Below are 20,917 nucleotides of genomic sequence, written 5' to 3'. Positions count from 1 at the left end.
ACAGGCCGGAATAGACAGGGGGAGTCGCGCCGCAGGCGCGGCGGGGGCAGCGCCCCCATCCTTCACCGCGCTCTCAGGGCGCGCGGCGCGGGTCGGGGGGCGAGGGCGGGCGGCCCTTCTGCCGTTCGCGCTGCCAGATGTAGAGGCCCGAGCCGATGATGATCGCGCCGCCGACCAGCAGCCAGAAGGTCGGCCAGGTGTCGAAGAACAGGATCCCGGCCAGGGCCGCCAGCAGCAGCTGGATATAGACCACCGGCGCAAGGATCGAGGCATCGGCCAGCCGGTGGGCCGAGGTGGCGCAGATATGCCCGAGCGCGCCGAAACAGCCGATGGCGAGCATCACTGTGAAATCCCAGGCGGTGGTCGGCCAGGTCCAGAGACCAAGCGCGAAGGGCGCCATGGCGCAGGTGGCGAAACCGGTGGACCAGAGCTGGGCCGTCGAATTGCTCTCGATCCCGGCGAGCTTGCGGGTCAGTACGAAGTAGAGGCCGGCAAAGCTCAGCGCGCCGAGGTTCAGCAGCATTGCCGGGTGGAATTCCGCGCCCCAGGGCTGCATCACCACCAGCACGCCGACAAAGCCGGTGCAGACCGCGGCGATGCGGCGGATGCCGACCTGTTCGCCAAGCAGCGGGATCGACAGCAGGGTGACGACGATGGGCCCGGCGAAGTTGATCGTCGTGGTCACGGTGATCGGCAGGTAGAAGAGCGCCATGAAGTTCAGCACCGTGCTGCCGAGCAGCAGCACCGCGCGCAGCGCCTGCAGGCCGGGCCGGGCCGAGCGGAAGGCGACCAGCCCCTCGCGGGGCAGGAAGACCAGCAGCGAGAAGACGAAGGCGCCGGCATAGCGGCAGAACACCACCTGTAGCGCCGGCAGCCCGGCCAGCATAAGCCACTTGGCGGAACTGTCGATCAGGGTGAAGAAGACCACCGCCAGCGCCATCAGGGCGACGCCGCGGGCGGTGCGGTCCTCGCGGGCCTGGACCGCCATGCGACTTAACCCGCGGCCCAGCCGCCGTCGATCACATGGGCCTGCCCGGTGGTGAAGGCGCTCTCGTCCGAGCCGAGATAGACGGCGAGATGGGCGATCTCCTCGGGTGTGCCGATGCGGCCCATCGGCTGGCGGGCGATGAAGGCGGCCTTGGCGGCCTCGTAGTCGCCGGTGGCGCGCAGCCGGTCCTGCAGCGAGGGGCTTTCGACCGTGCCGGGGCAGATGCAGTTGCAGCGGATGCCCTTGGTCACGAAATCCACCGCCACCGACTTGGTCAGCCCGATGACCGCCGCCTTGGAGGCGCCGTAGACGAAGCGGTTGGGCGCGGCGATGATCGAGGAGGCGACCGAGGCGATGTTGACGATCGAGCCGCCGCCGCGTTCGATCATGCCGGGCAGGGCGGCCTGGATCGAATGGAACTGGGCCCGCACGTTGAGGCGGAAGGCAAAGTCGAAGTCCTCGTCGGTGGCCTCGATAATGGTGCCGGAATGCACGAAGCCGGCGCAGTTCACCAGGATGTCGGGGCGCGCTTCTGTAACGGCGGCCTGCAGCGCCGCCTTGTCGGTGACGTCGAGGGCGAATGTCTCGGCGCCCGCGATGTCGAGCAGTCCGGCGCGCAGGTCGGTGGCGATCACCGTGGCGCCCTCGCGCACGAAGGCGGTGGCGATGGCCTTGCCGATGCCCTGTCCGGCGGCGGTGACGAAGGCGCGTTTTCCGCTCAGTCTCATGGTCTACTTGTCCTTCAGGTGCGCCGCGAGATAGTCGACCATCTGCGGCACCATGTGGTCGGCCGCGCCGTTGTCGCGGGCTTCGGTCAGCGTTGCAAAGGCCGCGCCTGACATGCGCGAGGCCGCGCCCATCTCCTCGGCCATGCCACGGTAGTAGGTCACGTCCTTGGAGGCATTGGCAATCGAGAAGGCAAGGTCGATCTTGCCGTCGACGGCATAGTTGCGGATGAAATCCATCATGCCCGAACGCAGCGGCCCCGCGGCCATCACCGAGTAGAGCTTCTGGCGGTCGATGCCGGCCATGTCGGCCAGCGCGAAGGCCTCGGACATGGCGCAGGCGGTGGTCATGGCGAAGAAGTTGTTGATGAGCTTGATCGTATGCCCCGAGCCGAGATCGCCGAGGTGGAAGACGTTCTCGCCCAGGTCGTCGAGCACCGGCTTCACCCGGTTGTAGGCGGTGAAATCGCCGGCGCACATGATGTTCAGCTTGCCGTCGACCGCATGGGCCGGGGTGCGGCCGAGCGGGGCGTCGAGGTAGACCGCCTGTTTCGCCGCCATTTCGGCGCCGATCTTGCGGGTCGAGGCGGGCAGGGAGGTGCCGAAGTCGATCACCACCTGCGCCGCGCGCACGCCCGCCAGCACGCCGTCCTCGCCGTAGATGCGGGATTCGACCTGGTCGGAGGTGCCCATGCAGAGCATCACGATATCCGAGGTCTCGGCCACCTCGCGGGCGGTCTTCGCCTCGGTCGCGCCGCGCGCCAGCGCCGCCTCGACGCCGGCGCGGTCGCGGTTGCCGAGCACGGTGAGCGCGTAGCCCTTGTCCTGCAGGCGCTGCACCATGGCGCGGCCCATGAGGCCGAGGCCGATGAATCCGATCTTCTTGTCCGTCATGCTTTGGGTCCACTTCTCAGGCGCAGGCGGGGCTGTCGGCCTGCCAACGGTGAATGGGTATGTGAGGTTTCTGCGCGAGGCGCGCGCGGGCTTCAACCCAGAGATCGCGCCAGGCGCGCCAATCTCTCAGTTCGCTGCCCGGATCGCGGCGGGAACGCGCCACGAAGCTCGGGAAATGGGCGCGGCCCGTGGGCTGGCCGGTGACGTTGTAGCGGATGTCGAAGGACCACCGGAACCCGTCGGTGCGGTTGACCAGCGAGGCATGGGGCGTCAGCGGGTGGAAGATCACCGCGCCGCCGGCCTTCACCGGCAGCGGCCTTGCGTCGGCCTCGTCGATGAAGCCGTCGGCGATGGCGGTCTGCTTTTTCGGGCAATGCGGATACATCCGCGGCTTGCCGGGGATCGCCTGCAGGCAGCCGTTCTCGACCGTGGCGTCGGTGATGGCGAGCCAGACGGTGACCATCTGCGTCGCATCGCTCTCGGCATGGGCGACGGCGCGGTCCTGGTGCCAGTCGGTCGCGGTGACATGGGCGCGGATCTCGTCGCCGCGCAGGTCGGTGGCGGGGGGCTTGATGCGGACGTGCTGGATCGGGTTCGAGGTGAGCTCGGGGCCGATCAGCGCCTCGACGGTGTCGAGCAGCGCCGGGCAGGTCAGCATGTCGAAGACGGCGGGGCCGAAGTGGAAGGGGGTGTCGGCCAGGATGGTGTCGCCGGGCAGCGAGATGTCCATCGGCTGGAACCAGTCGCAGCCCGCGCGATAGCTGGTCAGCAGCTTGGCCCAGAAGTCCTGGGTGCCGGCTTGCGGCACGCGGCCCTCGGCGTGCCAGCCTTCGTAGAGCCTGTCGAGGAGGTCGGCATATTCGGCGCGGATGCGGGCGAGGAGGTCGGGGGAAAGGATGTCCTCGACGACGAGAACGCCTTCGGTGTTGAAGCGGTCGATCTGGGATCGGGTCAGCATGGGCGTGGCTTTCGCGAGGTTCCCCTCACCCCCGGCCCCTCTCCCCCGAGGGGAGAGGGGAGGGTCTGCAGACCCGCCGGAGCGAGGAGACGAGGGGCGCCTGTCACAGGAACACCGTCACGATGGGCGGCCAGGCCAGCAGCACCAGCAGGGCCAGCAGCTGGATGCTGATGAAGGGAAGGAAGCCGCGGAAGATGTCGGTGAGCGAGATGTGATCCGGGGCCACCGACTTGAGGTAGAAGGCCGCCGGTCCGAAGGGCGGTGATAGGAAGCTCACCTGCATGTTCATGCAGAAGACCACCCCGAACCAGATTGCCACCTGGCGCGGCTCGATGGTGCCGAACCAGCCGATCTCCTCGACCGGCAATTTCAGCACGATCGGCAGGAAGACCGGCATGATCAGCAGCACGATGCCGACCCAGTCCATGAACATGCCCATGATGAGGAAGATGAACATCATCACCAGGATGATCCCCATCGTGGGCAGGTCATAGCCGACGATCATGTTGGCCACATAGGTCGGCCCGCCCGCAAGCGTGTAGGCGGCGGCCAGCGCTGCGGCGCCGATGGTGACCCAGATGATCGTGCCGGTCGACTTGAGCGTGCGCATCACCGCGTCCCAGACGATCTCGAAGGTCATCTCGCGGCGGATGAGGCCGATCACGAAGACCGCGATGACGCCCATGCCGGCGGCTTCGGTGATGCCGGTGATGCCGCCGTAGATCGACCCCAGCACCACGCCGATCACCACGGTGGGCGCGATCAGGCCGCGGCCCATCTCCCAGCCGCGCGCGGTGCGCTCGCGGCCGACGACCACGAACACCACCGCCAGCGCTATCAAGAAGGCGCCGACGATCCAGGGGATGTCGGACACCATCCCGAGCGGGATCGGGTCGACGCCCTCGACGATGCGGTTGGAGCCGGTCACCGTGAAGAACAGCGCCCGCAGCAGCATCGCGCCGGCGATCCAGAGGGTGAATCGTGCGAGGAAGCCGAGGAACATCAGCGCCTTCTCGCCCGTCGGCGGATCGTTCGGATCGGCCGGCGGCAGCGGCGCCTGGTCGGGGTCGAGCCGGGTGCGCACGAAGATGTAGATGATGAAGAAGGAGGCCAGCATGAAGCCCGGCAGGAAGGAGGCGGTGAACAGCGCCTTGATCGAGGTCTCGGTAACGAGGCCGTAGAAGATCAGCACGATCGAGGGTGGGATCATGGTGCCGAGGCTGCCGCTGGCGCAGATGGTTCCGATGGCGAGGTTCTGGTTGTAGCCGAGCCGCAGCATCTGGGGCAGGGCGATCAGGCCCAGCAGGACCACCTCGCCGCCGATGATGCCCGACATCGCCGCCATGATCACCGCCATGATCGAAGTGACGAAGGCGATGCCGCCCCGCGTGCGCGAGAGCCAGACGTTGAGCGAGGAATACATGTCACGCGCGATGCCGGAGCGTTCCAGCAGCGCCGCCATGAAGATGAACAGCGGCACCGATATCAGGACGTAGTTCGTCATCTGCCGGTAGACCGCCTGGCCCAGCACCGAGAAGGGCCCGCGCCCGAAGCTGCCGAAGAGCAGGTCGGGGCCGAATTTCATCACCAGCGTGGCCACCGCCAGGAAGGCCGAGGCAAAGCCCAGCGGCATCCCGATCGCCAGCAGGGAGAACATGCCGAGCAGCAGGATCAGGGAGAGGGTGCCGATGTCGATCATTCTAGTCTCCCTCCACCGCGCGGCGGATGTTCTCGATTTCGGCCTGGTCGATCTCGTCGGCGGGGCTGTGGCTGCCGGGATCCTTGTTCCAGTCGGCGATCAGGTTGCTCAGCGCCTGGATCGCCACCAGCAGGATGATGAGCAGGATTGCGGGCTTGATCGTCGCGGGCAGCGGCGAATCCCAGGCGGTGCCGAAGGTCTCCATGCGCAGGAACTTGTCCCGCGCCTCGTTGTAGCCGCCCCAGATCAGGCAGATGGCAAAGACCCAGATCAGCGCCAGGGACACCACGTCGGCCGTCTTCTGCGCCCAGCGGGGCATCATGTCGTAGATGATGTAGATGCGGATATGGCTGCGCTGCTGCATGGCGTAGAGCCCGGCGAAGAGCAGCACGAAACCGGCGATCCAGAGCGAGAGCTCGTTGGCCCAGAGCGTCGGTTTTTCAAAGACATAGCGGGCGACGACCTCGTAGAACATCACCAGGACGATGAAGACCACACCGATCATGGCCAGGCGGCCGAGGGCCAGCGACAGGATGTCGAAGGGGCCGGTGGGGCGCGGCTCGATCACGCCGATGGTATCGCTGAGATAGACCGAGGCCAAAAGGAAGGAGATCGCCAGCAGCGCCAGCATGGCCTGCACGATCGGGCGGCCCGCGGGGCGCAGCATCTCGTGCATTCCCGAGGCGTCGGTGTAGATCAGGTTGTTGACGAACATCACCAGAGCCAGGGCGAGGGTCAGCGCGCCGGCCACAATTGCCGCGAGGCGCACGGGCCGGCGCATCGGGCCAAGCCAGAGGGAAGGCGAGTCCTGCATGGCGGACCTCCGGATGGGGGGCAAAAAAGGCGAGCCCCGGCAAGGGGCTCGCCGCCAAGTCATGCGCGGTGCGCGCGCGTCACTTTGCGATCAGGCCGAGCTGGCCCAGGTACTCGCGGTGGCTGGCAACCAGCGCCGCGGCTTCCGGGGTCTTGGCGGCCCAGCCGTCCCAGGCTTTCTGGGCGGCGGCGCGGAACGAGGCGAGGTCGGCGTCGTTCCAGGTGTTGATGGTCACGCCGTCCGCCTTCAGCGCGGCCACGGCTTCGGCGTTGGCCTTCTCGAAGGTCAGCGCGGTCTGCAGCGCCAGCTTCTGCATGGCGGTGTCGACGATGCGGCGGTGATGCTCGGGCATCCCGTCCCATACCGCCTTGTTGCAGGCGAGGTGGTCGGAGGGCATCGAATGGAAGCCGGGATAGTTCGCGAACTTGGCGATATCGTAGAGACCCATCGACTTGTTGTTGGCGATGCCCGAGGCATCGGCGCCGTCGATGATGCCGGTTTCCAGCGCGGTGAAGACCTCGGTGAAGTCCATCACGATGGGCTTGGCGCCAAGCTCGGCGAAGATCTCGGTTTCCAGGCCCGGCGGCGAGCGGAACTTCCAGTCCTTGAAGTCGGCCGGCGAGGCAATGGGCTTGGTCGAGGCGAAGCTTTCCTGCCCGTAGACCCACCAGCCGATCAGCTGCATCCCGAACTGGTTGTAGAGCGACTGCGCGGCGTCATAGCCGCCGCCGTGATAGAGCCAGCTCAGCTGCTGGTAGGGCGTGTTGTAGCCGCCCATGATGTCGCCGACGAACTGGAAGGCCGGGTTCTTGCCGGTCTGATAGGCGCCGCCGGTCATGTCGCAGTCGAGAATGCCGTTGGCCGCGGCGTCGAATGCCTCGACCGTGGCGACCACCGACGAGGAGTAGAACATCTCGATGGTGATCTCGCCGTTCGACATGGTCTGAATGTCGTCGACGAACTGGCCTGCCAGCTTGCCAGAGACGGATTCGGGTGCGTAATGCGTCTGGATGCGCAGGTGGGTCTCGGCTGAAGCCACGCCTGCAACCAGTGAAAACGCAACCGCGGATTTGAGCAAGGTGCTGAGTTTCATCATTCCTCCCTATGCGACCCTGTGGGTCGCTTTTGCTGCCCCGGGTTCCTCCTCCCGGGTTCAAGATGGTATACCATCTGGAGCAACGCTAACGAAACCGTTGCCCACAATCAATCCGATTTGGTATACCAAATTCGGAATATTCTGCCGGGCTGCGAGACTGGTCCTGCAAGTGGCTGATCCGAAGGGAAAATCTTTTGTCTGAAGAGATCGCGGATACGACCCTTCCAGAACAGATCGCGCGTCAGCTGCGGCGCGACATCCTGCGCGGGAAACTGGCGCCGGGGGACCCGATCAAGGAACGGGTAAACGCCGGCGGCATGGGCGTCAGCCGCACGCCGATGCGCGAGGCGATCCGGATCCTGGCAAAGGAGGGGCTGGTGATCCTGCGCCCCTCGCGCAGCCCGGTGGTGGCGAGCCCGACGTTGAAGGAGGCGACCGATGCCATCGAGGTGCTGATGGCGCTCGAGCTTCTGTCGGGGGAGTTGGCCTGCAAGCAGGCGAGCGACGCCGATATCGCGGCCATCGAGGCGATCCAGACGGCGATGGAGGCGCGCTATGACAATGCTGACAAGCTCGACCTCTTCGAGATCGACATGAGCCTGCATCGCGCCATCGCCGAGGCTTCGCACAATGCTTCGCTGGCCGAGACTCACCGCGCCTATCTTCAGCGGCTCTGGCGGGTGCGCTACCTTTCGGCGAGCCAGCGCGAATCACGGGAACGGGTGCTGCGCCAGCACCGCGAGATCGTCGAGGGGCTGAAGAAGCGCGACGCCGAACAGGTGCGGGCGGCGATCCAGTCGCACCTGGAGCACCTGAGTCTGAACGTGCAGAACCGTTTCGCCAAGGAGGCGGAAGAGGCGGCGCGGAACGGGCGGGGCTGAGGCCCTAGGCGGCCAGTTCCAGCAGCCGGGCCATCAGCCGCACGTTGTCGTCGTCGAAGCGGTCGTCCTGCGGCAGCGACTGGCTCGACAGCTTGACGATGACCGTGTCGGTGGTCGGGTCGGCGCAGAGCCATTGGCCGTGGATGCCGATGGCCATGACGGCGCGCGAGGGGCGGGCGGGCATGTACCACTGGCTGCGATAGCGCCCGCCGGGCAGGAAGTCGTGGTAATTGCCGCTGGCCCAGGCGGCCTCGTCGCCGTTCCCGGCCATGTCGGCAATCCAGCGCTCCGAGATCAGCTGCCGCCCGCCCGCCGCGCCGCCATCCAGGATCAGCCGGCCGAGGCGCAACAGGTCGTCGCCGCGGGCGCAAAGGCCGCCGGCGCCGCGCGGGGTGCCGATGGCATCGACCGTGAGCAGCCCGTCGGCGCAGCCGAGCGGCTGCCAGAACGCCTGCGACAGCAGGTCGGCATAGGGAACCCCGGACACCCGCTCGACGAGGATGCCGAGCACGTCGGAATTGGGCGACTGGTAGTGGAACGGGCCGCCGTGGGCGCCGTCGCCCTTGCGGGCGTGGAACAGCAGTTCGGCGAGGCTCTCCTCGCGGTCGCCTGCTTCGCGCGGGTTCCACAGCATGGCGCGGCGATAGCGGGCATAGTCGCCGTCGCGGTTGAGGTAGGATTCGGTGAAATCCAGGCTCACGCGCATGTCGAGCAGGTCGCGCACGGTGGCGTCGCCAAAGGCGCCGGCGGCGGCCTCGGGCAGGTAGTGTGACACCGGGCGGGCCACGTCGAGCGCGCCGCTGTCTTCGAGGAGGCCGGCGAGCAGGGCCGTCACCGACTTGGTGACCGAGAAGACGAGGTGCGGCTGGGCGGCCCGCGCATGGGGTGCGTGCCATTCGGCGATAACCCTGCGCCCGCGCGCGATCAGCAGGTGGTCGGTCTCGCTGAGGGCGAGGTAGTCGGAGAGGCTGGTCTCGGGCCGCGAAGGGCCGAAGGGCGCGTCGAGGAACCCGGCCTCCAGCCCGCGCGGCAGGTCCGGCGTGGCCGCGCCGCGCACCAGGGCCGAGGGCACCAGTTCGCCCACATGTTCGAAGGCCCATGTGCTGTAGGGTCGTTCGCGCCAGTTGTGCAGGCCGACATCGGCGCGGGCGAAGGGGTGGTCGGAAAGGAGGGTCGTCATGGGGTTCGGTTGTCTGTCGGGTGGCTGCTGTGTCCGGGCAGCTTTGGGCCGGGAAGCGGGGGATGGTCCAGCCTTTTTCGCGTTGAATTGGGGGGCATGAGGTCGCGGCTGCTTGAGGTGATACATTCGAATATAGTTTTAATTAATTGATATTAAATAGTTTTTGGTCAAAATGGATGCGGCGGTCTCTCCCGCCCAAACCGACCAACGCCCAAGGGCTTGGCGAAACAACTGGCTCGGGTCTAGGCTTGTGGCCATCCGGAACGGAGCATCCTGCCATGAATGCCCAGCCTCCCGCCGCCTCGCCGCTGCTGACCAACTGCCCCGAGGGCCTGCCCGTCGAAGCCTATCTCGACCCCGGCTGGTTCGCACGCGAACAGGCGTCGATATGGCGGCGGCACTGGGTACTCGTGGGGCATAAAAGCGCCTTTGCCGAGGGCCGGCTGGAGCTGCGCCGGGTCGGCGGGGTCGAGGTGATAGTGCTGCGCGATCCTGACGGCGCGCTGCGGGCCTTTCACAACACCTGCCGCCATCGCGGTGCGGCGCTCTGCACCGAGACGCGGGCCGATTTCAACGGGCGGCTGATCCGCTGCCCCTATCACGCCTGGGCCTATGACATCTCCGGGCGGCTGGTTTCGACCGGCTTCGGCACCCCCACGGCGGATTTCGACAAGGCCGCGCATGGCCTCTTCCCGGTGGCGCTGACCGAGTGGAACGGGTTGGTCTTCCTCAGCCTCGCCGACGACCCGCCGCCCTTTGCACCCGACCTGGGGCTGACCGCGCTCGACAACTGGCCGATGGACCGGCTGGTGATCGGCCACCGGGCCGAGAAGGAATTGGCCTGCAACTGGAAGATATTCTGGGAGAATTACAACGAGTGCCTGCATTGCCCCGGCATCCATCCCGAGCTGGTCGACCTCGTGCCGGTCTACCGCGAAGGCGTGATGTCCGAGCCCGAGCGCAGGGACTGGCAGGGCGGCCCGGCCGGGCCGGCGCTGAAACCGGGCGCGCGCAGCTGGACGCTGGACGGCGCGCCCTGCGGGGCCGAATTCGAGGGGCTGAGCGCCGAGCAGCGGGCGGCCGGGCATACTTTCGTGACGATCTACCCTTCGTGCTTCGTGGTGGCCCATGTCGATTACGTCCGCGTCGTGACGCTGACCGCGCTGGCGCCCGAGCGCACGCGGCTCTCTGCCGAGTGGCTCTTCCTGCCCGAAACCCTGGCCGCGCCGGGGTTCGACCTGGAGAACGTCACGGGGTTCGCGGAACGGGTGATCGCCCAGGACGGCGAGGCCTGCGAGTTGAACCAGCGCGGGCTGCATTCGCCGAAATTCCGCGCCGGCCGGCTGATGCCGCAGGAGTTCGACATCCACCGCTTCCACGCCTGGGTGTTGGAGGCGCTTGGGGAACGGCGTTGAGACGCGCCCGGGCTTCAGGGCCGGGGCCTCAATCGGCGGGGGTCAGCTGGTCGCGGTATTCCGGCATCAGCGCCGCGAGCGCGCGCAGGGTCGAGTTGCAGGCTCGCCGGTTGCTGTAGCTGGCCGGGAAGAGGTGCAGGTTCTGCCAGTAGCCGTCGGTCAGCGTGTCGACCCAGTCGGCCACGTCGGCGGCGTGTTCGGGGTCGTCGGGCAGCATTCGGGCGCAGATGCCCTGAATCGCGCGCTGCCGGTTGTCGTCGAATTCACGAGTGATTTCACCGTATTGCGGGGTGAACTTCTGTTCGCCCCAGAAGGCGAACCAGACCGAGAGGATCGCCGGGTTGCAGATCTTCGGATCGAAGTCGGCCTTGACCAGCGCCACCAGCTGCGCCGCCGGATCGTCGCCCGCGGCCTCGACCGCCTCCTGCCAGTGGGCCTCGTAGATCAGGTAGAGGTCGCGCAGCGCCTCGGAGAGCAGGCCCTTCTTCGACTTGAAGTAGAAGACCGCCACGCCCTGGGACAGTCCGGCCTCGGCGGCCACGGTGGCAAGGGTCGTGCGCTGCAACCCGTTGCTGACGATCGAGCGGTAGGTGGCGTCAAGGACCTGTCGCCGCCGTTTGTCGGCATTTTGTTTGCGTTCCCTACGTTGTCGGGGAGGGTCCGTCTGCGCATCGGACATGAGTCGCACCTCGAAATCTTTGTTTCCACGATGTTTTTCACAAATGCGGGCATATGTCAGCAAATCCTTTTTTATTTGAGCGCTCAAAAAACTTTACCGATACGGGGCCTTCGGCTATCGTCTTCTGAAAGCGGAAATTTTGCATGGCGAACCACGATTCCTACGACGCGATCATTGCCGGTGCGGGGCATAACGGGCTGACGGCGGCCTGTTACCTGGCGCGCGCGGGTTTGCGCGTTCTGGTTGTCGAGAAGAACGACTGGATCGGCGGCGCGGCGGTGTCGCGTTCGCTGGAGCCGGGGTGGACCTATTCCAACTGTTCCTATGTCTGTTCGCTGCTGCGCCGCGAGATCGTGCGCGACCTCGACCTGCCGCGTTTCGGGCTGCAGGTGATCCCCTACGAGGGCGGCGCGACCTTCACGCCCGATGGCGATTACTTCGCCTATTACTCGGACCACGACGCGCTGCGCCGCGAGATTGCCCGGCACGAGCCGCGCGACGTCGATGCCTATGACCGCTTCTCGCGGACGGTGATCCGGCAGTGCCGCTTCATCCGGCCTTTCCTTTTGCGCAATGCACCGGACCCGACCTCGCTGAAGGTGCGCGATTTGCAGGAACTGCTGTTCCTGTTGCGCCGCGCCAATGGCCTTGGCGCGCGCGAACTGGCCGAGACCATGCGCTTCTGGACCATGTCGATCGGCGATTTCCTCGACGCGCATTTCGAGAGCCCGCTCATCAAGGCGCATCTGGCCGGGTCGGGGATCATCGGCACCGGGCTCGGGGTCTATTCGCCGGGCACGGCCTATGTGCTGCTGCACCACTACATGGGCGATGTCGACGGGGCCATCGGTGCCTGGGGCTTTGCCCGGGGCGGCATGGGGGCGATCACCCGCGCGCTTGGCGATTGCCTGACCGAGGCGGGCGGGGTGATCCGCACCGGGGCCGGGGTCGAGCGGTTCATCGTCGATGACGGCCGGGTGAAGGGCGTGGCGCTGGACAATGGCGACATCTTCTTCGCGCCGGTGGTGGCGTCGAACATGGATGTGAAGCGGACCTTCCTGCGGCACACCGCGCGCGACCAGCTGCCCGAGGACTTCCTGCGCGGGGTCGAGCGGTTCAAGATCCGCGGCTCCTCGGCGAAGCTCAACATCGCTTTGGACGGAATGCCCGAGTTCCCGGCCGCGCCGGAGGGCGCGCCCTTCCTGCGGGGGGATCTGCATTGCTCGACCTCGCTGGAAGAGCTGGAGCGGGCCTATGACGACTGGAAGGAGGGGCAGTGGTCGAGGAACCCCTATTTCGACATGCTGATCCCGAGCCAGATCGACCCGACCATGGCGCCGCAGGGCAAGCACATGATGACGGTTTTCGTGCAATATGCCCCTTATGACCTTGAAAAGGATGGCATTCGCAGCGGCCAGCATTGGGACGACGCGGCACGGCAGGCGCTGGCGGATTGCGTCTTTGACAAGATCGAGCAGGCCTGCCCGGATATCCGCTTCGGGTGGTCCATGCCGAGGTGCGCACGCCGCTGGACCTCGAACGCGAGGTCGGGCTGACCGAGGGCAATATCTTCCAGGGCGAGCTGACCTTCGACCAGCTGCTGTTCAACCGGCCCGTTCCGGGCTGGGCGAATTACGCAACGCCGATCGAAGGGATGTATCTCGTCGGCTCCTCGGCGCATCCGGGCGGCGGGGTGATGGCCGCACCGGGGGCCAATGCCGCGCGCGAGATCCTGCGGCGCATGGGCCGGCGCGCGTCGAGGGCGGCGTGATGGAGCGTTTCGATGCCCTCGTGATCGGGGCCGGGCATAACGGCCTTGCCGCCGCCGCTGCCTTGGGAGCGCGGGGCAAGTCCGTCTGTGTGCTCGAGAAATCCGGCGTGGTCGGGGGCATGGCCGCCGAGGGGCGGCTGGCGCATCTGGTTTACAACCTCTCCGAGGGCGAGAAGCGGCGGCTGGGGGTGAATCTGGCCGAGGTCGACACGGTTTCGCTCTCGCCCGATGGCGCGCATGCGGTGGTCCGGCGCGGCGCGGCGGGTTTTGCCGATGGCCGGGCGTATCCGGATGCCGCGGCCTATGGCGCGCTGCACGCGCGGCTGGTGCGTTTCGCCGGGGTGCTGGCACATCTGGCCGAGGCGCCGCCGCTGGGGCTGGATGGCGGGCTTGCCAGCTTCGCGAGCCTGCGCGAGATCGCGCGGCTCGGCAAGGTCGGGCTGGGGCTGAAGCGGCTTGGCAAGGTGGAGATGCGCGAGTTCCTGCGGGTGATCCTGTCGAACGCCTATGACACCATCCTCGACGAATTGCCCGACGGCCCGCTGGCCGGGGCGCTGGCCTCGGACGCGGTGCGCGGGGCCTGGGCGGGGCCGCGCTCGCCCGGCACGGTGTTCTCGCTGATCTACCGGCTGGGCCATGGCGGTGCGGTGTACCGCCCCGAGGGCGGCATGGGCGCATTGGCCGAGGCCTATGCCGCGGCAGCGCGCGGCAAGGGATGCGAGATCCGCCTGAACGCGCCCGTCGCGCGGGTGCTGGTCGAGGAGGACCGCGCCTGTGGGGTCGAACTGGCCGATGGCGCGCGGATCGCGGCGCAAGCGGTGCTGTCGAGCGCGGGGCCGCTCCAGACCATGTTGCTGGCGGGTGTTGCGCATTTCGATATCGAGGCGACCCGGCGGGCGCGCAACATGCGGGCCAAGGGCAGCGCGGCGAAGCTGAACTTCGCGCTGTCGGGGCGGCCTGTGTTCACCGGCCTCAGCGAAGCGCAGCACCATGCGCGGCTGCTGGTTGCGCCCTCGGCGGCGGCGGTCGAACGCGCCTTCAACCCGGCGAAATACGGCGAACTGCCGAAGTCGCCGGTGCTGGAGATGGTGCTCGACGGCACGCGGTTCTCGGTCATCGCAAGCCATGTGCCGACCGAGCCGCAGGGCGGCTGGACCCGCGCGGCGCGCGATCAGCTGGAGAAGGTGGTGGTTCAGGCCATCGAGGCCCATGCGCCGGGATTTGCCGGTCTGGTGACGGGCTGCGAAGTCCTGACACCCGCCGATATCGCCGATCTGACCGGCGCGCCGGGCGGGCATTGGCACCATGCCGAGATGGGGCTCGACCAGGTGCTGACGCTGCGGCCCATCGCCGGGAATGCGCGCTACGCTCTCGCGGTTCAGGGCCTCTACCTCTGCGGGGCTTCGGCGCATCCGGGGGGCGACGTGACCGGCCTGCCGGGGCGCAATAGCGCGGCGCAGCTGCTCGCGGACGGGGTGCTCTGATGGATGCGCGCGTCACCTCCCGCAGCCATGTGCCGCTCGGGCTGATCCCGACGCCCTTCCAGTCGCGGCTGGAGGCGCTTTCGCGCGCAAAGGCTTGGGTGAACTGGGCGGGCTATGTCTCGCCGGCGGTGCTCGACACCGTGGAGTTCGAGTATTTCGCCATCCGCAACCAGGCGACGCTCTACGACATCACGCCGATGCACAAGTATCGCATCACCGGCCCGGACGCCGAGGCGATGCTGAACCGGCTGGTGACGCGCGATCTGCGCAAGGTCCGGCCGGGGCGGGTGGCCTACGTCCTTTGGTGCGACGAGGACGGCAAGCTGGTCGACGACGGCACGCTGTTCCGGCTGGGCGCGCAGGACTTCCGCCTTTGCTGCCAGGAGCCGATGGCCGGCTGGCTGGCCGATGCGGCCTGGGGCTTCGAGGTCTCGGTCGAGGACGAGAGCCACAGGGTCGCCGGACTGGCCTTGCAGGGGCCAACCTCCTTCGCGGCGCTGGAGGCCGCGGGGCTGGGGGTCGGGACGCTAAGGCCCTTCGACCTGGCCGAGGTCGAGCCGGGCCTGCATATCTCGCGCACCGGCTTTACCGGTGATCTTGGCTACGAGCTCTGGACGGGCTGGGGCAAGGCCGCGGCGCTCTGGGACCGGCTCTGGGCCGCCGGGCAGGGGCGCGGCCTGCGCGCCATCGGCTTCGAGGCAATGAACATCGCCCGGATCGAGGCGGGTTTCATCGCCGCCCGCACGGATTTCCAGCCGTCCAACACCGCCATGCGCCTCGGTCGCGGGCGCAGTCCCGTGGAGCTGGGCCTCTCCCGGATGGTCGATTTCACCAAGGGCCATTTCAACGGCCGCCGGGCGCTGCTGTCGCAAGACCCGCAATATCACCTCGTCAGGCTCGACGTCGGCGGCTTCAAACCCGCCGACGGGGCGCTGATCTATCACCGCAGGAAAAAGGAGGTCGGGCATGTCACCTCGGGTGTCTGGTCCCCAACGGCGAAGCGCAACATTGCTCTGGCAGAGCTTCGCGCGCCCTTCGGTGCCCGTGTGACGGGCGACCTCTGGGCCGAAATCTACGTGAACGCGGAGGGTCGGTGGGACCGCCGGCTGGTCCCCGTCACGATCCAGAGCGAACCGTTTTTCAAGAACGACCGGGCGCGGGCGACGCCCCCCGGCCTGTTCTGACATCATGAAAGGCAAGACAATGAATACCTACACTCCGGCACTCCTGCCGAACACGCCCAGCAACGAGACGCTGCTGGAATGGGACCGTGAGCACCAGCTGCATCCCTGGGCCGCCATGGACGACTGGCAGGGCTATGACAACATGCTGGTCGATTGCGCCAATGGCATCTACCTCTGGGACGGCGAGGGCCGCCGCTTCATCGACGGACCGGGTGGCATGTGGTGCGTCCAGATCGGCTATGGCCGCGAGGAGATGGCCGAGGCGATTGCCGCGCAGGTGAGGAAGCTGCCCTATACCTCGCCCTTTACCAATACGACCGAACCCTCGGCGGTGCTGGCGCGCAAGCTGGCCGAACTGGCGCCCGGCGATCTCAACAACGTCTTCTTCACCACCGGCGGTTCGACGGCGGTGGATACGGCGATCCGCACCATGCATTTCAGGAACAACCGGCTGGGGCGGCCCGACAAGAAGATTGTGATCAGCCGCGAGAAGGCCTACCACGGCTCGACCTACCTGGCGCATTCCGTGACCGGGAAGGAGCGTGAGAAGAACCGTTTCGACATCGAGAAGCGGCTGGTGCGCTTCCTGCCGGACGTGAACCCCTACAACCGGTCCGAGGGGATGAGCGTCGGCGAATGGTGCGACCTGAAGGTCGCCGACCTGGAGCGCATGATCGCCGAGGTCGGGGCGGAGAACATAGGCGCCTTCATCGCCGAGCCGATCCTGAGTTCGGGCGGGGTGATCGGCCGCCGCCGGGCTATCACAAGCGCACCTTCGACATCTGCCGGGCGCATGACATCCTCTATATCTCGGACGAGGTCGTCACGGGGTTCGGCCGGCTGGGCCACTGGTTCGCCTCGCACGACGTCTTCGGCATCCAGCCCGACATGATCACCTGCGCCAAAGGGCTGACCTCGGGCTATCTGCCGCTGGGGGCCTGCATCATCTCGGACGCGGTCCTGAAGGAATGCTATGACCCCGACGACCCGGCGCTGTTCTCGAACGGCTATACCTATTCGGCGCATCCGGTCAGCTGCGTCGCGGCGCTGACCAATATCGAGATCATGGAGCGCGAGAACATCCTGGGTCATGTCCGCGAGGTGACGCCGCTGTTCCAGGGCCGGCTGCGGGCGCTGCAGGAGCGTTTCCCGCTGGTGGGCGATGCGCGCGGCATGGGCCTGCTCGGCTGCGTCGACTGCAAGGCGCAGAACTATGCCGCCGAGAAGCGGCTGGGGCAGATGATCGACGACGCCTGCGAGGAGATGGGGCTGCTTGTGCGCCCCTTCGCCAATATGGCGGTCTTCTCGCCGCCGCTGGTCATCACGGCGGCGCAGATCGGCGAGATGTTCGACATCCTCGAACGCGCGCTGGAACGCGTCAGCGCAAGGGTCGCCGCTTCGGGCGGCGTCTAGGAGAGGAAGGGCGCGCGGGGCATCGCGCGCCCTTCACGCTTGTCGAGTTGAGTCCCGTGCGGGCTTAGCTTTCCGCACAGGACGGCCGGGCAGAGACCCATCGCGAAAGGCCGGACCTCAACAGGGAGACGACAATGAAGACATTCACTGCTTCCGCCCCGGTTCTCGCCATTGCGCTGACCCTGGCGGCCGGGGCCGCAAGGGCCGCCGACCCCGAGCTGGTCGTATTCGACTGGGCCGGTTACGAGGATCCCGAGTTCTACGTCTCGTTCACCGACAAATACGGCGATACGCCGACCTATGCCTTCTTCAGCGACGAGGAGGAGGCCTTCCAGAAGCTGCGCTCGGGCTTCCAGGCCGATGCCGCGCATCCCTGTGCGCAATCGGTCCCGAAATGGATCGAGGCCGGGCTGCTGGCGCCGCTGGATACCTCGAAGATCACCGCCTGGAACGACCTGGAAACCTCGTTCCGCGATATCCCGGCCTTCCAGAAGGACGGCAAATACTATTTCGTGCCCGTGGACTGGGGCAACACCGGCCTGACCTACAACACCGAGCTGCTGCCGGCCGAGGAGGCCGCCACGCTGCAGAGCTTCGCCGACCCCAAGCACCAGGGCCGCGTCTCGCTGCCCGATGGCGTCGATGATGCCTATGCTCTTGGCTTCCTCGCGGTGGGCGTCAAGGACTGGGCCTCGGCCACGCCGGAGCAGTTCAAGGCGGCGTCGGACTTCCTGCGGGCGGTGCACAAGAACGTGCGCACCTACTGGACCGACGGCGCCTCGCTGGCGCAGCTGATGCAGTCGGGCGAGGTCTACCTCGCCTGGGCCTGGAACGAGACCTTCTCGACCATGAGCGCCGAGGGGCACCCGATTGCAATGAAGCGGGATACGAAGGAAGGCTCGTCGAGCTGGGTCTGCGGCTATTCCCGCCTGGCCAATGCGCCGGGGTCGGAGGAGAAGTTCTATGACTTCGTCAATGCCTGGCTGGAACCGCGTACCGCCGAATACATGGTGAACAGCTGGGGCTATGGCCATTCCAACGCCACCGCCATGGCGGCGATGAGCGCCGAGGACCTGGCGGCCATCGGTCTGGAGACCAGCGAGAACCTGCGCGCGGGCACGCTCTGGCAGGGGCCGGTGCCGGCCGACCTGCGCGAGAAGATGATCGCCGAGTTCGAGCTGATCAAGGCGGGGTTCTGACCCCGCGTGCGGAGGGGGGCGCTGCCCCCCGCCGCCCGNNNCGGGCGTCTCCCCCCGGAGATATTTGAAAAGAGAAGAAGCAGGCGGGGCGGCGCCAGGCCGCCCCGTTGCGCCTCAGGGATCGACGCTTGCGTCGAGGGCGACGCCTTCGTTCACGCCGTGACCCGAGCTGGTGTCATAGCCGTCCTGGCTGTCCTGGATCGTCTTGTTCTGGTCCTTCCAGTAGGCGTCGGCCTCTTTCTGCTTCAGCGGTTCGATGCCGTCGAGCAGGTCCTTGATGCCGTCGGTGAAGATGGTGTGGTGATTGTTCTCATGCGTGTTGAGCAGGCCCCACATCTTGTCCCACTCGGCCTTCTGCTCGGGCGTCATCTTGGAGTATTCGGCCCATTTCGGCATGGTGATCACCGGCTTGGCGGTCACGGTGATCTTCTTGAGGCAGCCGTCATAGCCGAATTCCATCTTGGCCGAGCCGTTTGAGCGGTAGCGGCCCCAGAACTTCCGTTTGGCCAGCGCGTTGTAGACGCCTTCGATCGACTTGCCCGAGACGGCGTATTGCGAGGTGGTGGGCGACTTGATGTCGGTCTTGGTCTCGACCGGGTCCGGGTCGATCACATCGAGTGTGACGCCTTCGGAACTGCCGTCCGAGGTCTTGCTGGCATAGTCCTTGCTGACGTCCTCCAGCTCGGTCTTCTTGGCCTTCCACCACTTGTCGAAACCGGATTTGTCGAAATCCTCCTTCTCCAGCTCCTTGGCGGCCTTTTCGATGGCCTTGGTCAGCTTGTCGTGGTGGTTCTCGAGGTATTTCTCGAGCTTGGGATACATCTTGTCCCACTCGGCCTGGCGGTCCTTGGTGTTCTTGGAATAGTCGGCCCACTTCGGCACCTTGGTCGAGGGCTTGGCGCCCAGGGTGCAGTCGCTGACCTTCTTGTCCTTGCCGTATTTCGGCGTGGCGGTGACGTTGGGCGTGTATTTCGCCCAGCCCTTCAGCTTGTCCAGCGCGGCGATGAGTTTCTCGCTGTCGTTGGCGGTGACGTTGATGGTGGTCTTGGACGGCTTGGAAATACTTGTCTTGACGGTAATGGCCATGGTGACATCCGCAAATCAGAGCCTGACAGGATGGCCGATGCGCCCTGCCGCGGGGATGTCAAATTACGCCCCGATACCCGGCATGCGTGATCGCCAGCCCGAGGATACTGCCGGGGGGTGCGGCTTGGCAAGCGCGGCGGAGGGGCGGCCAATCAGGCGGGGCGCTGGGCGCGCAGGTGGTGCGGGCAGTGTTCGCCGCTGTCCAGAACCGCCGTCATGGCGCGCCAGGTGGCGATCTGGGCGTTGATGAACTCTGTGCCATAAGTCTCTGACAGATTGGTGTAATCGCTTCCTGTAAGGCGGGCGAGTTCGTCCCTTGCCACATCGCGGTACCAGGGGTTTCGGTTGCGCAGCCCGATGTTGACGAAACCCGCCGCCGCCAGGGCGCGGCGGTAGCGGTCAGGCGAGGCCATGGTGAAGTCGAGATCCTCGGCGGCGATATAGGCCTGCATCTCGGGGCTGGGGGTGTCGTCGTGCGCGATCAGCCAGTCCGAGGCGGCGAACCAGCCGCCGGGGCGCAGGATGCGGAAGACCTCGACGGCCAGCGCCTCCTTGTCGGGGATGTGGATGATCGAATCCTTGGAGTAGACGATATCGAAACTGGCGTCGGAAAAGGCCAGGGGGCCGGGGGTGACTTCGCGGATGGCGATGCGCCCGGACAGCCCGGCCTCGGCGGCGCGGCGGGTGGCGGCGGCGCAGACCGGGGCCTCGACGTCGATGCCGGTGACATGGGCGGCGCCGAGGTCGCGCACCAGCATCACCGCGATGGCGCCCGAGCCGCAGCCGATGTCGAGGATGCGTTTGCCGGTGACCTCCAACCCGTCGAGCACGCGCGCCGCCTCGGCCGCGCCGCCGGGGGAGAGGAAGCCTTCGCCCCAGAGGTCCTCGAGAAAGGCTATATGCAGTTCGTCGTAGAGAAATTCGCTGTCATTCATGGCTTTGCGGGCCTTTCTTGATGCGATGCTTCACTGGAAAAGGACGATGGATTCGGCGCCCCAGCCCACCGTGACCGGGCTGCCCGGCGGCAGAACCGAGCGCCCGGCGGTGTTGCGCATCGAGATGGTGACGGGTTTGTCGACGCCCTCCAGCGCGACGCTGTAATAGGTCATGTCGCCGTAGTAGGAGGTCCCGGTCACCCTGCCTGGGGTGGTCCGCTCGGCCCGGTCGGCGGGGTCGAAGAGCAGCGTCAGCATCTCGGGCCGCACGCCGATGGTGGTGACGGCGGCGGGGTCGATCCCCTGGGGCAGCCGGTCGGATGGCAGATCGACCCGGCCAAGGGCGGCGATGTCGAGCGCCAAGCCGCCGGGGGCAGTGGTCGCGCGGGCGTCAAGGAAGTTCATCACCCCGATGAAGGAGGCGACGCGGCGGTTCACCGGGCGGCGGTAGAGCCGTTCCGGCGTGTCGATCTGGGCGATGTTGCCCTCGAACATGACGGCGATGCGGTCGGACAT

19 protein-coding genes and 1 pseudogene are annotated in these 20,917 nt (G+C 66.8%); 8 read left to right on the top strand and 12 right to left on the bottom strand.

What is annotated here, in order from left to right; genetic code table 11:
• Positions 1-73 precede the first annotated feature (73 nt).
• The 7 genes from IE266_RS13300 to IE266_RS13270 all read right to left on the bottom strand — a co-directional run bounded on the left by IE266_RS13300 (position 74) and on the right by IE266_RS13270 (position 7,171).
• Positions 74-988, bottom strand: a complete 915-nt coding sequence (locus tag IE266_RS13300; protein ID WP_189680576.1) for a DMT family transporter — start codon at positions 986-988, stop codon at positions 74-76.
• A gap of 5 nt (positions 989-993) precedes the next feature.
• Positions 994-1,716 carry an SDR family oxidoreductase gene (locus IE266_RS13295; RefSeq protein WP_189680575.1) on the bottom strand — a complete coding sequence of 241 codons (723 nt, stop codon included), beginning with the start codon at positions 1,714-1,716 and terminating at the stop codon, positions 994-996.
• A gap of 3 nt (positions 1,717-1,719) precedes the next feature.
• On the bottom strand, positions 1,720-2,607 hold the full coding sequence (locus tag IE266_RS13290) for an NAD(P)-dependent oxidoreductase (protein ID WP_189680574.1): 888 nt from the start codon (positions 2,605-2,607) through the stop codon (positions 1,720-1,722).
• A gap of 16 nt (positions 2,608-2,623) precedes the next feature.
• Positions 2,624-3,565, bottom strand: a complete 942-nt coding sequence (locus IE266_RS13285; RefSeq protein WP_189680573.1) for a phytanoyl-CoA dioxygenase family protein — start codon at positions 3,563-3,565, stop codon at positions 2,624-2,626.
• A 103-nt stretch (positions 3,566-3,668) separates the two neighbouring features.
• The gene (locus IE266_RS13280) at positions 3,669-5,264 is read right to left on the bottom strand and encodes a TRAP transporter large permease (RefSeq protein WP_189680572.1); all 1,596 of its coding nucleotides are present in this window, start codon (positions 5,262-5,264) and stop codon (positions 3,669-3,671) included.
• 1 nt (position 5,265) lies between these two features.
• Positions 5,266-6,078: a TRAP transporter small permease subunit gene (locus IE266_RS13275; RefSeq protein ID WP_189680571.1), complete on the bottom strand. Its 813-nt coding sequence runs from the start codon at positions 6,076-6,078 to the stop codon at positions 5,266-5,268.
• 79 nt (positions 6,079-6,157) lie between these two features.
• A complete protein-coding gene (locus IE266_RS13270) occupies positions 6,158-7,171 on the bottom strand; it encodes a TRAP transporter substrate-binding protein (RefSeq protein WP_189680570.1) in 1,014 nt (337 codons plus the stop codon).
• A 197-nt stretch (positions 7,172-7,368) separates the two neighbouring features.
• Between IE266_RS13270 and IE266_RS13265 the strand changes: the two genes are divergently transcribed.
• A complete protein-coding gene (locus tag IE266_RS13265) occupies positions 7,369-8,055 on the top strand; it encodes a GntR family transcriptional regulator (protein WP_229864103.1) in 687 nt (228 codons plus the stop codon).
• 4 nt (positions 8,056-8,059) lie between these two features.
• On the opposite strand, the gene IE266_RS13260 is transcribed toward IE266_RS13265, so the two are convergent.
• Positions 8,060-9,235, bottom strand: a complete 1,176-nt coding sequence (locus IE266_RS13260; protein ID WP_189680569.1) for a serine hydrolase domain-containing protein — start codon at positions 9,233-9,235, stop codon at positions 8,060-8,062.
• Between the two features lie 278 nt (positions 9,236-9,513).
• Here IE266_RS13260 and IE266_RS13255 point away from each other — a divergent pair, with 278 nt between their 5' ends.
• A complete protein-coding gene (locus IE266_RS13255) occupies positions 9,514-10,650 on the top strand; it encodes an aromatic ring-hydroxylating oxygenase subunit alpha (protein WP_189680568.1) in 1,137 nt (378 codons plus the stop codon).
• Positions 10,651-10,678: 28 nt separating this feature from the next.
• On the opposite strand, the gene IE266_RS13250 is transcribed toward IE266_RS13255, so the two are convergent.
• Positions 10,679-11,329 (bottom strand): TetR family transcriptional regulator C-terminal domain-containing protein, encoded by a 651-nt coding sequence (locus IE266_RS13250; RefSeq protein WP_189680567.1) that lies wholly within the window; start codon positions 11,327-11,329, stop codon positions 10,679-10,681.
• A gap of 143 nt (positions 11,330-11,472) precedes the next feature.
• On the opposite strand from IE266_RS13250, the gene IE266_RS13245 reads away from it, so the two are divergent.
• From IE266_RS13245 to IE266_RS13225, 6 genes and pseudogenes are all read left to right on the top strand, one after another.
• Positions 11,473-12,885 carry a phytoene desaturase family protein gene (locus IE266_RS13245; protein WP_229864099.1) on the top strand — a complete coding sequence of 471 codons (1,413 nt, stop codon included), beginning with the start codon at positions 11,473-11,475 and terminating at the stop codon, positions 12,883-12,885.
• Entirely contained in the window at positions 12,831-13,100 is a 270-nt protein-coding gene (locus IE266_RS26895) for a hypothetical protein (protein ID WP_229864097.1), read from the top strand. The genes IE266_RS13245 and IE266_RS26895 overlap by 55 nt, the downstream gene beginning before the upstream one ends.
• Positions 13,100-14,584: a phytoene desaturase family protein gene (locus tag IE266_RS13240; RefSeq protein ID WP_189680566.1), complete on the top strand. Its 1,485-nt coding sequence runs from the start codon at positions 13,100-13,102 to the stop codon at positions 14,582-14,584. The genes IE266_RS26895 and IE266_RS13240 overlap by 1 nt, the downstream gene beginning before the upstream one ends.
• Positions 14,584-15,768 carry an aminomethyl transferase family protein gene (locus tag IE266_RS13235; RefSeq protein ID WP_189680565.1) on the top strand — a complete coding sequence of 395 codons (1,185 nt, stop codon included), beginning with the start codon at positions 14,584-14,586 and terminating at the stop codon, positions 15,766-15,768. Before IE266_RS13240 ends, IE266_RS13235 begins: the two co-directional genes overlap by 1 nt.
• 19 nt (positions 15,769-15,787) lie before the next feature.
• Positions 15,788-17,181 (top strand): annotated as a pseudogene (locus IE266_RS13230) (aminotransferase).
• 134 nt (positions 17,182-17,315) lie between these two features.
• On the top strand, positions 17,316-18,380 hold the full coding sequence (locus IE266_RS13225) for an extracellular solute-binding protein (protein ID WP_189680564.1): 1,065 nt from the start codon (positions 17,316-17,318) through the stop codon (positions 18,378-18,380).
• A gap of 114 nt (positions 18,381-18,494) precedes the next feature.
• Here IE266_RS13225 and IE266_RS13220 read toward each other — a convergent pair whose 3' ends face one another.
• From IE266_RS13220 to IE266_RS27260, 3 genes are all read right to left on the bottom strand, one after another.
• A complete protein-coding gene (locus tag IE266_RS13220; RefSeq protein WP_189680563.1) occupies positions 18,495-19,466 on the bottom strand; it encodes a DUF922 domain-containing protein in 972 nt (323 codons plus the stop codon).
• Between the two features lie 152 nt (positions 19,467-19,618).
• A complete protein-coding gene (locus IE266_RS13215) occupies positions 19,619-20,401 on the bottom strand; it encodes a methyltransferase domain-containing protein (protein WP_189680562.1) in 783 nt (260 codons plus the stop codon).
• Between the two features lie 30 nt (positions 20,402-20,431).
• On the bottom strand, positions 20,432-20,917 hold the full coding sequence (locus tag IE266_RS27260; protein WP_308434592.1) for a TOBE domain-containing protein: 486 nt from the start codon (positions 20,915-20,917) through the stop codon (positions 20,432-20,434).

This window comes from Seohaeicola zhoushanensis, from assembly GCF_014656415.1.
Classification (GTDB): Bacteria; Pseudomonadota; Alphaproteobacteria; order Rhodobacterales; family Rhodobacteraceae; genus Seohaeicola_A; species Seohaeicola_A zhoushanensis.
Note: the sequence above shows the minus strand (reverse complement) of the source record. Positions and strands in the feature narration are given on the sequence as shown.